The sequence below is a fragment of the Albidovulum marisflavi genome, from assembly GCF_025751435.1.
GTDB lineage: Bacteria > Pseudomonadota > Alphaproteobacteria > Rhodobacterales > Rhodobacteraceae > Albidovulum > Albidovulum marisflavi.
The window spans coordinates 225199-239162 of record NZ_JAOWKY010000005.1 but is presented as its reverse complement, the minus strand read 5'-3'; the positions used below and the strand labels follow the sequence as shown (position 1 = coordinate 239162).

Here is a 13964-nt window from a genome sequence, read left to right as displayed (position 1 = left end):
ACAGTAATTGCTGACTAGTATGGAAGTATGGTAGCAAGCGGTCGGGAGGATGCCGAATCATGAAGATCGAGCGCTATTCGGCCTGGGAGCTTGACCATTCGGCGCCAATCACGCCGCAGGTCACGCGTATCCTGCGGGAGCGCGTGATCAAGAACGACCTCAAGCCGGGTGACCGGATTTCAGAGTCCGAGGTGGCGAGCACCTATGACGTCAGTCGCCAGCCGGTGCGCGAGGCGTTCATCAAGCTGGCTGACCAGGGGCTTCTCGAGATCCGCCCGCAAAGGGGGACGATCGTCACGCGGATCGGCTATTTCGCGGTCCTGGACGCCCGGTTCCTGCGGGAGGCCATCGAAGCCGACATCTGCAAGATCCTGGCCGATGCGCGCTCCCCTGACTTGATCGCCGAGCTTCGCGCGCAACTCGCACGCCAGAACGCGCTTGATCGGCAAGATGCGGACGGCTTCATCCAGTTGGACGACCTGTTTCACCGCACCCTCGCGGAAGCTGCCGGAAAGGCTGGAGCCTGGCGGCAGATCGAAGGCCTGAAGTCGCAGATGGACCGCGTCCGCTACCTGTCGCTGGGCGAGTTCCGCGTCGACACCCTGATCGCGCAGCACTGCGCCGTGGTTGACCGGATCGAGGCTGGCGACATCGCCGGTGCGAATTCAGCCATCCGCTTTCACCTGCGGGAGGTTCTGAAGGACCTGCCGCAAATCATCGAAGCCAATGCCCGGTTTTTCGATCTGCCGGACGGGGACATGCCCCCGCCGGTGAATGCGCCCATACAAGGAGGAACAATCGCATGACTTTCAATCTCAAGCTTACCGCGCTTGCGGCGGCGGTCGCTGCCGTGTTCGCAGGACCGCTCTCGGCGCAAGAGATGACGCTGAAGCTTGGTCACCTGGCCAACGAGGACAACTCCTGGCACAAGGCCTCGGTCAAGTTCGGCGAAGAGCTTTCGGCGCTGACCGAGGGCCGGATCGCCGTTGAGGTCTTCCCCAACGAGTCGCTCGGCAAGGAAGTCGATCTGATCAACGGCATGCAGCTCGGCACGGTCGACATGACGATCACCGGCGAATCGCTGCAGAACTGGGCGCCCAAGGCGGCACTTCTGGCCGTTCCCTATGCGTTCAAGACCATCGAGGATATGGACACCTTCGCCTCCGGCCCGGTCGGGGACGAGATCAAGCAGCAGATCATCGAGAAGGTGCAGATCCGCCCGATCGCCTATTTCGCGCGCGGCGCCCGCGACCTGACCTCGAACCGCCCGATCACGACGCCCGCCGACCTGAACGGTCTGAAGATGCGCGTGCCGAACGTGCCGCTTTTCGTCGACGTCTGGGCCGCGCTTGGCGCCAACCCCGGCCCGATGGCCTTCTCCGAGGTGTTCACCTCGCTGCAGAACGGCACGATCGAGGCGCAGGAAAATCCGCTGGCGCTGATCCGCTCCGCGTCGTTCTACGAGGTCCAGAGCCACGTCAACCTGACCGACCACGTCCGGTCGTGGATCTACCTGACGATCGCGGAATCGACCTGGGCCAAGCTGTCCGAGGCCGATCAGGCCGCGGTCATGGAAGCAGCCGCCCGCGCCCAGGCCTATGAGCGCGAGCTGTTCAACGCCTCGCTCGCCGAAGACCGCGCCTTCCTTGAAGAGAAGGGCATGACCTTCGTCGATGTCGACGCCGCCGCTTTCCAGGCCGCCGCGAAGGACGCCGTCCTGGCCAATGTCAACGACGAGATCAAGCCGATCGTCGAAGGCCTCTTCGCGAACTGAAACCAACCGTTCAATCGCCAGCGCCGCAGTCTCGCGGCGCTGGCATTGCAGCCTGGAACCGGCACATGGCCCGCTTCATCCACGCCATCGTCTTCGTCGCGCGCCTCGGCGCCGGTCTTGCGTTCGCCATCCTGATGGCGGCGGTTCTGCTGCAGGTGGTCGGACGCCTCACCGGCTCCTCGCCCGTCTGGACCGAGGAACTGACGCGTTACGCGCTGCTTTACATGATCGCTTTCGGGGCCGGCCTTGCGTTCCGCACCGGCGATCTGGTCAACGTGGATGTCATCAGCGAGGCGCTTCCGGGCCGCCTGCCCTGGCTCCTGCGCCTTCTCGCGGCGGTCTCGACGGCGGGTCTGGCCGCGTGGCTCTTGCCGCATGCGTGGAGATACGTGGCCATCGGCAAGATGCAGATGGCACCAGCTCTCGGCATTCGCATGGACTTCATACACTTTACCGTCTGGCTGATGCTGGCTGGCCTCGCTCTTTTCGGCCTGCTCCGGATCGTTGGCATGCTCGGCGGCCTCGAAGACGGAACGCCTGAAAGACCCGAGGAGGAGTGAACTCATGGACGTGGCGATTCTCTTCACCATCTTCCTCATCGGCCTCGCCCTCGGCATTCCGGTCGCGATCACGCTCGGGCTCTCGTCGCTCGGATACCTGCTTATCGCGGGGATGCCCGTCGTCGTCATGCCGCAGAAGATGTATGCCGGCATGGACGTCTTCGTCCTCCTGTCGATCCCGGGCTTCATCCTTGCCGGCAACCTGATGAACCAGGGCGGCATCACCAACCGGATCATCCGCTTCGCGAATGCCATCGTCGGCTGGATCCGGGGCGGCCTTGGCCTGACCAACATCGCCGCATCGATGCTGTTCGGCGGGGTCACGGGAACTGCCGTCGCCGACGCCGCCTCACTCGGCGGCGTGCTGATCCCAGGCATGAAGAAGGCGGGCTATCCGGGCGACTTCTCTGCCGCCGTGACCGCCGCGTCGTCTACGGTCGGCCCCATCATCCCGCCCTCGGTGCCAATGATCATCGTCGGCGCGCTGTCGGGCATATCCGTCGGCAAAATGTTCCTTGCGGGGGCTATCCCGGGCATCCTGATGGGGCTGGCGATGATGGTGACGGCCTATGTCATCTCGGTCCGCAGGGGCTTCCCGCACCAGCCCTGGCAGGGCTTTGGCGAAGTCGCGCGATCCTTCGGGGGCGCCATCTGGGCAATCGCGATGACCTTCCTCATCATCTACGGGCTGCTGTCGGGCCTGGCGACGCCCACCGAAACGGCGGTGGTCGCGAGCCTCTATGCCTTTGTCGTCGGGGCTTTCGTCTACCGGGAACTTCCGCTGCGCGCCTTGCCACGGATCGTCACGGACAGCGCCGTTTCGGCCGCCGGCATCCTGGCCCTGGTCGGCTTTGCGAATGTCTTCGGCTGGATCCTTGTATCCGAACGCATCCCGCAGGCTATAGCCGAGGCCGTGCTCTCCATCACCGACAACAAGTTCGCGGTCATACTGCTGATCAACCTGCTGCTCCTCTTCGTCGGCATGTTCATGGAGACGATCGCCGCGCTGATCATCCTTTTCGTGCCGCTCCTGTCGCTGGCGCAGGCGGTCGGCATCGATCCCTTGCACTTCGCGACCTTCGCGGTCTTGAACCTCATGATCGGCCTGACGACCCCCCCCGTGGGCGTCTGCCTCTTCGTCTGTGCGAACATCGCCCGCCTGCCGCTTGCCCCGGTGGTTCGTGCGATCCTGCCGTTCCTTCTGACCAACATCCTGGTGCTGCTCGCGGTCTCCTACTTCCCGCCGCTTGCCACCTGGCTGCCATCTCTCTTGATCCCGTAAGCGAGGCCCCATGAAAACCCGCGTCTGCCGCCTCTATGGCCAAAACGACCTCCGCATCGAAACCGAGGAGATCGGCGAACCGGGCTCGGGGCAAGTTGTGGTCGGCCTCGCCGCCGGAGGAATCTGCGGCTCGGACATGCATTATCTCAGCGATGGGGGCATCGGCACGATCCGCGTTCGCGAACCGATCATCCTTGGACACGAAGCCTCCGGCCGCGTCATCGCGGTGGGTGGCGGCGTCGCGGGGCTGACCGCGGGCGTCAAGGTGGCGATCAACCCGAGCCGCCCTTGCGGCACCTGCGCCTATTGCGCGGAGGGCTTGCCGATGCATTGCCTGAACATGCGCTTCAACGGATCGGCCATCCGCTTGCCGCACGAGCAGGGCCTTTTCCGTGACCGCATCGTCGTCGATGCGGCCCAATGCATTCCCCTGAAGGATGACGCCGATCTGGGCGCGGTCGCCTGCGCCGAACCACTGGCGGTTTGCCTTCATGCCGCGAACATGGCGGGCGAGATCCGAGGCAAGCGGGTGCTGGTCACCGGGGCTGGTCCCATCGGCATTCTCTGCGCGGCCGCGGCGGCCTCGGCGGGGGCGGCTGAGATCGTCGTCACCGACCTGCACGACGCCGTGCTTGCGGTCGCAAAGACGATGGGCGCAACGCGCGTCATCAACGTCGCCCGCGACGGAGGCGAGATGGACCGCTATGCCGAAGATAAGGGCTACTTCCACATCGCGTTCGAATGTTCCGCCGCCGCGCCCGCGATCAAGTCCGCGATCGCCTCACTTCGCCCGCGCGGCACGCTGGTCCAGGTGGGGGTCGTGGGCGATACGCCGATGCCGATCAACGCGCTGGTGGCCAAGGAAATCCGGGTTCAGGGCACGCATCGCTTCCACGAGGAATTCGCCGCGGCGGTCGAGGCGATCACCTCCGGCCGCATCGACGTCCGTCCGATCATCACGGCACGCTATCCGCTGGACAGGGCGGCGGATGCCTTCAAGATCGCCGCCGACCGCAGCCGGTCGGTCAAGGTTCATCTGACTTTCGAGACCAGTTAAGCGGGCGGTGAGCGAATGCGTCCCAGGATTGCAGCCATCGGTGAAGCCATGGTCGAATTCGCCCCAGTGGGCGACGGGCTCTACCGGCGCAACTTCGCCGGAGACACCTTCAATACGATCTGGCACATGGCGCAACTCTTGGGCGACGCTGCGCGCTGCGGATTCGTCACACGCGTCGGCAGCGACAAGCTGTCGGATGATTTCCTGAGCCTGCTTGACGCGGACGGGCTGGAGACCTCTGGCGTCGCGCGCGATCCGGCGCGCACCATGGGGCTCTATCTGATCGAGCTTGATGGGGTCGAGCGCAGCTTCCAGTATTGGCGCGGAGAATCTGCGGCGCGGCACCTTGCGGAGGACACGGACAGTCTATCCGGCGCGATCGCCGGCACGGATTGCCTCTATCTTTCAGGCGTCACACTTGCGATCCTGTCACCGGCTGGACGCGCCAATTTGTTCGAAGTTCTGGCAGCGGCACGCTCGGGCGGGGCGAGGATCGTTTTCGATCCGAACTTCCGGCCGAGGCTTTGGGCATCGCGCGACCAGGCCCGCGGGGCCACCCGTGACATGTTGACCCTGACGGACATCGTCCTGCCCTCTTTCGACGACGAGCGAGACCTTTGGAATGACACGTCGCCCCAGGCGACGATCGACCGATATGCAGGTGCTGGCGCCGCAGAAGTGGTCGTCAAGAACGGTGGCGAAGGCGTGTTCTTCGCGTCGAACGGAGCGACAGGTTTCATTGAAACTCCGCCAGCGACAACGATCCTCGACACCTCGGGCGCAGGGGACTCGTTCAACGCCGGATATCTTGCGTCGCGTCTGCGGGGGGGAACGCCGCAGGATGCCGTCCAGGCGGGACATCGGCTGGCCTGTGTCGTGATCGCGCACCCCGGAGCACGTGCCCCGAAGCGGGCTGTCAGGGACTTTGTCGAAAGCGGGGCGTGGAAAGCAGTTGGCGCGTTTATCTGACCCGGGCGTCTGAGAATGTGACGCGCGTCACGCAAGACGCCCCAGGGGGGGCGCATCATCAACAACAGTTCTGTGTCCGCACAGGTTCCGAGGCCGGGGTCCACCCCCTACACGATGTGCAAATATGCCGTAGCGAAAACAGCTCCCCCGTGCCGCCGGCGACAATCAGGCCGGCCACGAGCCAGCCGGCAATCTATTCCAGATGCTCCCGGAAGGCCTTGGGGCTGAAGTTGTCCTCGGGGCGGCGCGGGATCATGGGCGCAGGTCGTCCGGAAACAGCGCGTCCGGCAAGTTCTGATGGCAGACGGGCCTGAAGAACCTGCGGATCGACAGGGTTCCGACACTGGTCGCGCCGAAGTTGGTGGAGGCGGGATAGGAGCCACCGTGGACCATCGCGTCGCAGACCTCGACCCCGGTCGGGAAGCCGTTGGCCAGAACCCGGCCAGACTTGCGCTCCAGAACCGGCATCAGGTCTGCGGCGAGCGCCATTTCGGACGCGTCCAGATGCAGGGTGCAGGTCAGCTGGCCATGCGGGCTCAGCGCGATCTGCCTCATCTCGGCCGCGTCCGCGACGCGGACGATCAGGCTCAGAGGCCCGAAGACCTCCTCACCCAGAACAGCATTGGCGAGCCACTCCTTGCCCGTCGTGGCGAAAAGATAGGGCGTGGCGGCCCTCAGGTCGCACATGGAGGTCAGCACGGCTTTGTCGCAAACTTCACCGAAAGGCGTCCACAGGTCTGTGGGCGGACTATTCTGTAGTTGATGGTCGCCAAGGGGAGACGCTGGAATGATCTGATCCAAATGCGCCCAGTTTCCGAAAGATGTAATCTTCTTCGCAGTCTTCTTCTATGTCCGCTACCGGTTATCATATCGTGATCTTGAAGAGATCATGGCCGAGCGCGGCGTCAGGGTTGATCATGCAAGGCTCAATCGCTGGGTTCAAATCCTTCCCGCCAGCATCCTCCACGCTCGCGGGTATCAAGGTGGCGAACATGATCCGTAACGGCCAACTGACTCCTGGACCCTGCCCGTTTGCCCGGTTTGCAGCGCTGGCCGCGTAAGAGAACGAGAACAGCCACATCGTTCAGGCACAGCCAAAGTCTGCGACCTAACCCTACGAGACCGTCCTGCCTCGGCTCAAGCAAAGTTCTTCTGACCGCGCCCCACTCGGTCGAAGAGAAGATCAGGACCGCGCAACAGGTTCTCGACGTTCCGCAGCGACAGCAGAAAACGTACGGACGGCATCGGCGCCAGACGGATGATCTCGCGGCTCGTCTTGGAGTACATGAACGGGTCTGTTCTTACACGGCGCCAGTCGGCGCCCTGCCCCGCCGCAAGCCAAGGTCCTCTGACGCCGCCCGTCGGATAAATCTGCGCAGGCGCATGGCTACGTGAAGTAAATTTCTGGCCTTCCGCAACGCCGGGCGGATGTGAATCTCACCTTGACAGTTGCGTTGTTAATGATACATATGTTAATTAACAGGTGCAGTCAAACTGATGCGCAAACGCTTCGCATTCAAGCGCCATGTGTACCGGCATGGTCGCGGTGACGTTTGCCGCGAGATCAAATAGGGATAGTCATGAGCGTACTCGATCAAAATCTTCAAAAATTGAACGGCCACCTCGCGCGCTTTAGGGAGAGCGGGATCTTGAATCGAATTGCGGGCGAAGATCGCCCCGGATCCGCGGGCACGTTTCAATCCACATCGCCGGTCGACAAAAGCGTTATTTGTGATGTGGCCCGTGCCGACGAGTCCGACGTTGACCAGGCCGCCGAAGCCGCCGCCGCCGCATTCCCGGCCTGGCGCGACATGCCCGCGCTGGAGCGCAAGAAGATCCTGATCAATGTGGCCGAGGCGATCGAAGCCCGTGCCGAAGAGATCGCCCTTTGCGAATGCTGGGATACCGGGCAGACATGGCGGTTCATGTCCAAGGCGGCTTTGCGTGGTGCAGAGAACTTCCGCTATTTTGCCGATCAGGTCACCGCGGCGCGGGACGGGCAGCATCTGAAATCGCCCACGCTGATGAATGTCACGACCCGCACGCCGATCGGGCCGGTGGGCGTCATCACGCCCTGGAATACGCCCTTCATGCTGTCGACCTGGAAGATCGCCCCGGCCCTCGCTGCTGGCTGCACGGTGGTCCACAAGCCCGCCGAAGACAGCCCGCTGACCGCGCGGCTGTTGGTCGAGATTGCCGAAGAGGCCGGATTGCCCCCAGGCGTGCTGAACACGGTCAATGGCTACGGTCATGACGCGGGCAAACGCCTGACTGAACATCCCGCGATCAAGGCGATCGCCTTTGTCGGCGAAAGCCGCACCGGCAGCATCATCACGAAACAGGGTGCCGATACGCTCAAGCGGATGCACCTTGAACTTGGCGGTAAGAACCCTGTCATCGTGTTCGACGATTGCGATTTCGAACGTGCGCTGGATGCCGTGATCTTCATGATCTACTCGATCAACGGCGAACGCTGCACCTCGTCGTCGCGCTTGCTCATCCAGGACACGATCAAGGCCGAGTTCGAGGCGCGTCTGATCGAACGGGTGAACAACATCAAGGTCGGCCACCCGCTTGATCCGGCGACCGAGATCGGGCCGATCGTCACGCAAGAACACTACAACAAGGTCACCAGTTATTTCGATATTGCCAAGGAAGACGGCGCGACCGTCGCCGCAGGTGGCGTGACCGTTGGCGACGAGGGCTATTTCGTGCGGCCGACCCTGTTCACCAATGCCAACAACAAGATGCGCATTGCCCGCGAGGAAATCTTTGGCCCGGTGCTGACCTCGATCCCGTTCACGACCGAGGAAGAAGCCCTCGCGATGGCCAATGACACGCAATACGGGCTGACGGGCTATATCTGGACCAACGACCTGACGCGCGCCCTGCGCTTTTCCGACAAGCTCGAGGCAGGGATGATCTGGGTCAATTCGGAAAACGTGCGCCACCTGCCGGCCCCGTTTGGCGGCGTCAAGGCCAGCGGCATCGGCCGTGACGGCGGGGACTGGTCGTTCGAATTCTACATGGAACAGAAAAACATCGCGTTCGCGACAGGTCAGCACAAGATCATGCGTCTTGGCGCCTGAAACCTAAGCGATTGTATTTCGAAACCGAAGGAGAAGACCATGGGAGAACTCGTTCTCGCGGCCAAGATGACCCACGTTCCGACATTGCTGATGTCCGAACAGGAAGGCCCGCTCAAAGGCAAACGGCAGCCGGCTATTGATGGGCACCGTGAAATCGCGCGCCGCGCGAAGGAACTGGGCGCGACAACCGTTGTCATCTGCGACACGCACTGGGTGTTGAACGCAGGTTATCACATCAACGCGAATTCCCATTTCGAAGGGCTGTTTACCTCGAACGAGTTCCCGCAGTTCATCCAGAACCTGCCCTACAAATACGAGGGAAATCCTGAGCTGGGCGATGCAATTGCCAAAATCGCGACCGACAAGGGCGTCTATACGCTGGCGCATCATCTGGACAGCCTCGAAGTGGAATATGGCACGCTGGTTCCCATGCGGTTCATGAGCCGCGAGCATGAGATGAAGGTTGTGTCGATCGGTGCCTGGTGTACATCTCACAGCCATGAGGAAAGCCGGGTTCTCGGCGAGGCTATTCGTGAGGCCATCGAGGCCGGCGATGAAAAAGTGCTGCTGGTCGCCTCGGGCTCGCTCAGCCATAAAATCTGGGCGAACAAGGACTATGCCGCCAATAACGGCACCTTCACCATCTCAAGCGAATTCAACCGCCAGGTCGATTTGCATGTCTTGGAAATGTGGAAGAACGGGGATCACGCGACCTTCCTCAAGATGATGACCGAGTATGCCGAGTACTGCAGCGGCGAAGGGTCGATGCATGATACGGCCATGCTCTACGGCGCTCTGGGCTGGGACAAGTACGACGCGAAATGCGAAGTTGTGACCGAATACTTCCCGTCGTCCGGGACCGGTCAGACAAACGTGATTTTCCCCGTCCAGTAACAGCCCCGCAGTCCGCCCATCAAAGCAACCGGATGGCGTTTGGCACGGCAGAACGCGACCAAAAGTCATCCGAGTTTGTTCAAGGTGAAACCCTCGGAGCCGGGGCGCGAGGTGTGCGCCATGGGCTCGGTGTGGGTCTCAAGATCAAAAACAACCGCATGCGCGGAAATCATGGCGAGGATTGAGTGATGAATTGGGACGAATTCTCCGACTGGGGCAAAACCATCTCGCAATGGGGCGCGGACTATCACAAGTCGCTGCGTGAGCGGCCCGTCCGGGCACAGACCGCCCCGGGCGATATCGCCGCGCAGCTGCCCGCGGCACCGCCGGAAACCGGCGAGGCCATGGATGCGATCATGGCCGATTTCGAAGCCATCGTGATGCCGGGCATGACCCATTGGCAGCACCCGCGTTTCTTTGCTTACTTCCCGGCCAACGCCGCGCCGCCGTCGATCCTGGCCGAACATCTTGTAAACACGGTCGCCGCGCAATGCATGCTCTGGCAAACCTCCCCTGCCGCGACCGAGGTCGAAGGCGTCATGGTCGACTGGTTGCGTCAGGCCATGGGGCTGCCCGAGGGCTTTACCGGCGTCATTCAGGACAGCGCCTCTTCGGCAACGCTGTCGGCGGTGCTGACGATGCGCGAACGGGCCACCGGCTATTCGGGCAACCGCGACGGGCTGTCTGACAAGGGGCATCTGCGCATCTACTGTTCCGATCAGGTACATTCCTCGATCGACAGGGCGTGTTGGGTGGCGGGTATCGGCCAGGCGAACTTGGTCAAGATCCCCGGCACAGGCCCGCGTCACGGGATGGACGCCGCCGCGCTGAACACCGCGATCAAGGCCGATATCGCGGCGGGCCACACGCCTGCGGGGATCATTGCCATCACCGGCGGCACCGGTGTCGGTGGCTCCGACGTCCTTGAGCCAGTGCTGGAGGTGGCGAAAGCGCATAACCTTTACACCCATCTCGACGCGGCATGGGCGGGGTCGGCCATGATCTGCCCGGAGTTCCGTGACGCGTTCTGGCAGGGTGTGAACGGGTTCGACAGCATCGTTTTCAACCCGCATAAATGGCTGGGCGCGCAGTTCGATTGCTCGGTGCAGTTCCTGCGCGATGCCATGCCGCAGCTCGACACGCTGAAGATTGAGCCGGAATACCTCAAGACCACCGGCGCGGCTGTCACCAACTACTCGGAATGGACGATCCCCCTGGGCCGCCGTTTTCGGGCGCTGAAGCTCTGGTTCCTCATACGTTCTTACGGGCTGGAGGGGCTGCGCAGCCGCATCCGCAACCACGTGGCCTGGGCCGAGGAAGTCTGTGAGGCGCTCAGGGCGCTGGACGGTTTCGAGATCGTCACCGAACCGATCCTCAGCCTGTTTTCCTTTTGCTGCCCGGGCGATGACGCGGCGCAACAAAGGCTGGTGGATGCGCTCAATGACGATGGGCGGATCTACGTGACCCAGGGCATGTTCGCCGGGCGCAAGGTCATCCGCTTTCAGGTCGGTCAGTTCGACACGACGCGTGCAGATGTGATGATGGCGTATGACGTCATCAAGGATGTATGGGAGAAAAGCTCGTGAAATTTGCAACCTATTCCGCCAATGGCGAAATCCATTATGGCGCAGTCACCGATGATGGCATGATTGCGCTCGATGGCGTGTTTCCGCAATGGCCGACCCTTCTTGATGCCGTTCGTGCGGGCGGGCTGTCGGATCTTGGGCAGGCGGCTGATGGCAAACCCGTCACCCATACCGAGTTCGAGTATGAGATGGTGCTGCCCAATGCACCGCGCATCCTCTGCGTCGGGGTGAATTTTCCGGATCGCAATGCCGAGTACAAGGACGGCAGTGCGCAACCGAAATACATGTCGTTGTTTCCGCGTTTCGCCAGCGGCTTTACCGGCCATAACCGGCCCCTGATCCGTCCGCCGGAAAACCACACACTGGATTACGAGGGCGAAGTAGCCATCGTCATCGGCAAGGGCGGTCGCCGGATCAGCCAGGACGACGCCTACGATCACATCGCGGCGGTGACCCTGTGCAACGAGGGCACGATCCGTGACTGGGTGCGACATGCGAAATTCAACGTCACCCAGGGCAAGAACTGGGACAATTCCGGGGCGATCGGGCCGTGGCTTGTGCCCTTCACCGATGCCGCGCAACTGGATGAGGCCCGCATTCTAACCCGTGTGAACGGCGAGGTTCGGCAGGACGATACGCTTGACCGCATGATGTTCCCGATCCGGCGCGAGATTGAATATATCTCGACCTTCATGACGTTGCAGCCCGGCGACATCATCGTCACCGGCACGCCCACCGGATCAGGCGCGCGGTTTGACCCGCCGATCTATCTGAAACCCGGCGATGTGGTCGAAATCGAAGTCAACGGAATCGGCACATTGCGCAATACTGTCGAAGACGAGGTTCTGTGATGACCCCTGATGATCACAGCCGCGCGGCGGCGGACCTTCTGGCCGCCGAAACCACCGGGAAACAGATCAGGCTTTTGACGCTGCGCCATCCCGAAATGACGATGGATGACGCCTATGAGGTGCAAAACGCGATCCGTCACAGCAAGCTGGCGCAGGGGCGCAAGACCATTGGCTGGAAGATCGGGCTGACGTCAAAAGCGATGCAATATGCGCTTGGCATTGATATCCCCGACAGCGGCATCCTGTTTGATGACATGATGTTCGAAAATGGCGCCGAGGTCCCGGCGGGCCGGTTCATCCAGCCGCGCATCGAGGCCGAGATTGCCTTCGTGATGAAATCGCCGCTGGGCGGGGCCGATGTGACCCGGGAGGACGTGATGGCCGCCACCGATTACGTGGCGCCGTCGATCGAGATCCTCGATACCCGCATCATGCGGGTCGATCCCGACACCGGCAAGACCCGCACCGTTCTGGATACGATCAGCGACAATGCGGCGAATGCGGGGATCGTTCTTGGCGCTGAGCGCCATGCGCCGGATGCATTCGATCTGCGCTGGGTCGGGGCGATCACCAGCCGCAATTGCACGGTCGAGGAAACTGGTCTTGGAGCCGGCGTTCTGAACGACCCGGCCGAGAGCGTCGCATGGCTGGCCAAGCGCATGTCGCAATACGGCCAAAAAATAGAAGCCGGTCATGTGATCCTGTCGGGCTCGTTCATTCGCCCAGTCGAATGTCCTGCCGGGACAGAAATTCACGCGGACTTCGGTGATTTCGGATCCGTCGACGTCAGTTTTGCCTAAGGAACCCGCAGATGCCCGCGCCTCATAACCCGTTCAAAGCCGCCATTGCCGCAGGAAAACCGCAGATAGGGTGCTGGCTTGGCCTTGCAGACCCATATGTTTCGGAAATCAGCGCCAAATCCGGGTTCGATTGGCTTTTGGTGGATGGCGAACATGCGCCCAATGATCTGCGGTCGATCATCGGGCAGCTTCAGGTCATTGCCGCCAGCAACAGCCACCCCGTCGTCCGCCCGGTGGTGGGTGAGACCTGGATGATCAAGCAGTACCTTGATGCCGGGGCCCAGACCCTTCTGGTGCCCATGGTCGAAAGCGCCGAACAGGCGCGTGAACTGGTGCGTGCCGTAACCTATCCGCCGCACGGTGTGCGCGGTGTCGGGTCGGCATTGGCGCGGGCTTCGGAATTTGCGGGCATTGCGGACTATCTAACCACCGCGCGGGACGAGATCTGCCTTCTGGTGCAGGTCGAGAACCGCGCGGGCATGGCCGCGCTCGACGATATCCTGCAAGTCGAGGGCATTGACGGAGTGTTCATCGGCCCGTCCGATCTGGCCGCCGATATGGGTCATATCGGCAATGCCGGTGCGCCCGAGGTCGAAGAGGCCGTTCTTGACGGGATGCGCCGGATCGTGGCGGCGGGTAAGGCGGGCGGCATCCTGACCATGAACAGGGCGATGCAGGAGGCCTGCCTGGAGATCGGGGCGACGTTTGTTGCCACGCAGATCGACGTTGTCCTGTTTGCCAATGGCATGCGCAACGCGGCCAAAACCGCGCTTGGCCTGCTGCCGGATCAATGCGCTTGGGGCACGGTCAGAACCGAAAACGGCGGGCGCTATTTGCAGCAGCTTTGCAAGCACTGGTCGCACAAGGCCGAAGCCACCTTTGACGAAACCGAAGGCCAGGTGGTCTTTGCCAACGGTCAGAAGGTCGAGATGCAGGCGCAGTCCGACAGGCTTGACGTGGTGGCGACGGCAGGTCCGAGAGCCGATCTCGCAGCCTGGATCTCCGTCGTCGAGGCACATCTGAAACGGTTCGCCTTTCGGGAAGATCTCGAAATCGCCTGGTCGGATGCGCCGCCCCTCTGACGGATCGTCGCCCCCCCCTT

At 62.3% G+C, this 13964-nt stretch carries 12 protein-coding genes and 3 pseudogenes; 13 read left to right on the top strand and 2 right to left on the bottom strand.

All coding sequences use genetic code 11. From position 1 onward, the window contains the following. Positions 1 to 59 precede the first annotated feature (59 nt). From OEW28_RS17040 to OEW28_RS17015, 6 genes are all read left to right on the top strand, one after another. On the top strand, positions 60 to 806 hold the full coding sequence (locus OEW28_RS17040) for a GntR family transcriptional regulator (protein WP_263735993.1): 747 nt from the start codon (positions 60 to 62) through the stop codon (positions 804 to 806). Further along, the gene (locus tag OEW28_RS17035) at positions 803 to 1774 is read left to right on the top strand and encodes a TRAP transporter substrate-binding protein (protein ID WP_263735992.1); all 972 of its coding nucleotides are present in this window, start codon (positions 803 to 805) and stop codon (positions 1772 to 1774) included. Before OEW28_RS17040 ends, OEW28_RS17035 begins: the two co-directional genes overlap by 4 nt. Before the next feature lie 65 nt (positions 1775 to 1839). Further along, entirely contained in the window at positions 1840 to 2334 is a 495-nt protein-coding gene (locus OEW28_RS17030) for a TRAP transporter small permease (RefSeq protein ID WP_263735991.1), read from the top strand. 4 nt (positions 2335 to 2338) lie between these two features. Next, positions 2339 to 3616: a TRAP transporter large permease gene (locus OEW28_RS17025; protein ID WP_263735990.1), complete on the top strand. Its 1278-nt coding sequence runs from the start codon at positions 2339 to 2341 to the stop codon at positions 3614 to 3616. 10 nt (positions 3617 to 3626) lie between these two features. Further along, positions 3627 to 4673, top strand: coding sequence for an L-idonate 5-dehydrogenase (locus OEW28_RS17020; protein WP_263735989.1), 1047 nt, complete (start codon positions 3627 to 3629; stop codon positions 4671 to 4673). A gap of 15 nt (positions 4674 to 4688) precedes the next feature. Beyond that, complete coding sequence (locus OEW28_RS17015; RefSeq protein WP_263735988.1) at positions 4689 to 5642, top strand: sugar kinase; 954 nt, start codon at positions 4689 to 4691, stop codon at positions 5640 to 5642. 252 nt (positions 5643 to 5894) lie between these two features. Here OEW28_RS17015 and OEW28_RS17005 read toward each other — a convergent pair. Further along, positions 5895 to 6341, bottom strand: a pseudogene (locus tag OEW28_RS17005) (aldehyde dehydrogenase (NADP(+))); the annotation flags it as partial. 127 nt (positions 6342 to 6468) lie between these two features. Here OEW28_RS17005 and OEW28_RS17000 point away from each other — a divergent pair. After that, positions 6469 to 6582, top strand: a pseudogene (locus OEW28_RS17000) (IS6 family transposase); the annotation flags it as partial. Between the two features lie 224 nt (positions 6583 to 6806). On the opposite strand, the pseudogene OEW28_RS16995 reads toward OEW28_RS17000, so the two are convergent. After that, positions 6807 to 6929, bottom strand: a pseudogene (locus OEW28_RS16995) (IS6 family transposase); the annotation flags it as partial. 293 nt (positions 6930 to 7222) lie between these two features. On the opposite strand from OEW28_RS16995, the gene hpaE reads away from it, so the two are divergent. From hpaE to OEW28_RS16965, 6 genes are all read left to right on the top strand, one after another. After that, a complete protein-coding gene (gene hpaE, locus OEW28_RS16990; RefSeq protein WP_263735987.1) occupies positions 7223 to 8731 on the top strand; it encodes a 5-carboxymethyl-2-hydroxymuconate semialdehyde dehydrogenase in 1509 nt (502 codons plus the stop codon). A 39-nt stretch (positions 8732 to 8770) separates the two neighbouring features. Then, positions 8771 to 9625, top strand: a complete 855-nt coding sequence (gene hpaD, locus OEW28_RS16985; protein WP_263735986.1) for a 3,4-dihydroxyphenylacetate 2,3-dioxygenase — start codon at positions 8771 to 8773, stop codon at positions 9623 to 9625. Between the two features lie 188 nt (positions 9626 to 9813). Next, positions 9814 to 11211 (top strand): pyridoxal phosphate-dependent decarboxylase family protein, encoded by a 1398-nt coding sequence (locus OEW28_RS16980; RefSeq protein WP_263735985.1) that lies wholly within the window; start codon positions 9814 to 9816, stop codon positions 11209 to 11211. Further along, positions 11208 to 12062 carry a fumarylacetoacetate hydrolase family protein gene (locus tag OEW28_RS16975; RefSeq protein ID WP_263735984.1) on the top strand — a complete coding sequence of 285 codons (855 nt, stop codon included), beginning with the start codon at positions 11208 to 11210 and terminating at the stop codon, positions 12060 to 12062. Before OEW28_RS16980 ends, OEW28_RS16975 begins: the two co-directional genes overlap by 4 nt. Beyond that, the gene (hpaH, locus tag OEW28_RS16970; RefSeq protein WP_263735983.1) at positions 12062 to 12862 is read left to right on the top strand and encodes a 2-oxo-hept-4-ene-1,7-dioate hydratase; all 801 of its coding nucleotides are present in this window, start codon (positions 12062 to 12064) and stop codon (positions 12860 to 12862) included. The genes OEW28_RS16975 and hpaH overlap by 1 nt, the downstream gene beginning before the upstream one ends. Positions 12863 to 12873: 11 nt before the next feature. Beyond that, entirely contained in the window at positions 12874 to 13944 is a 1071-nt protein-coding gene (locus OEW28_RS16965) for an aldolase/citrate lyase family protein (protein ID WP_318527576.1), read from the top strand. Positions 13945 to 13964 lie beyond the last annotated feature (20 nt).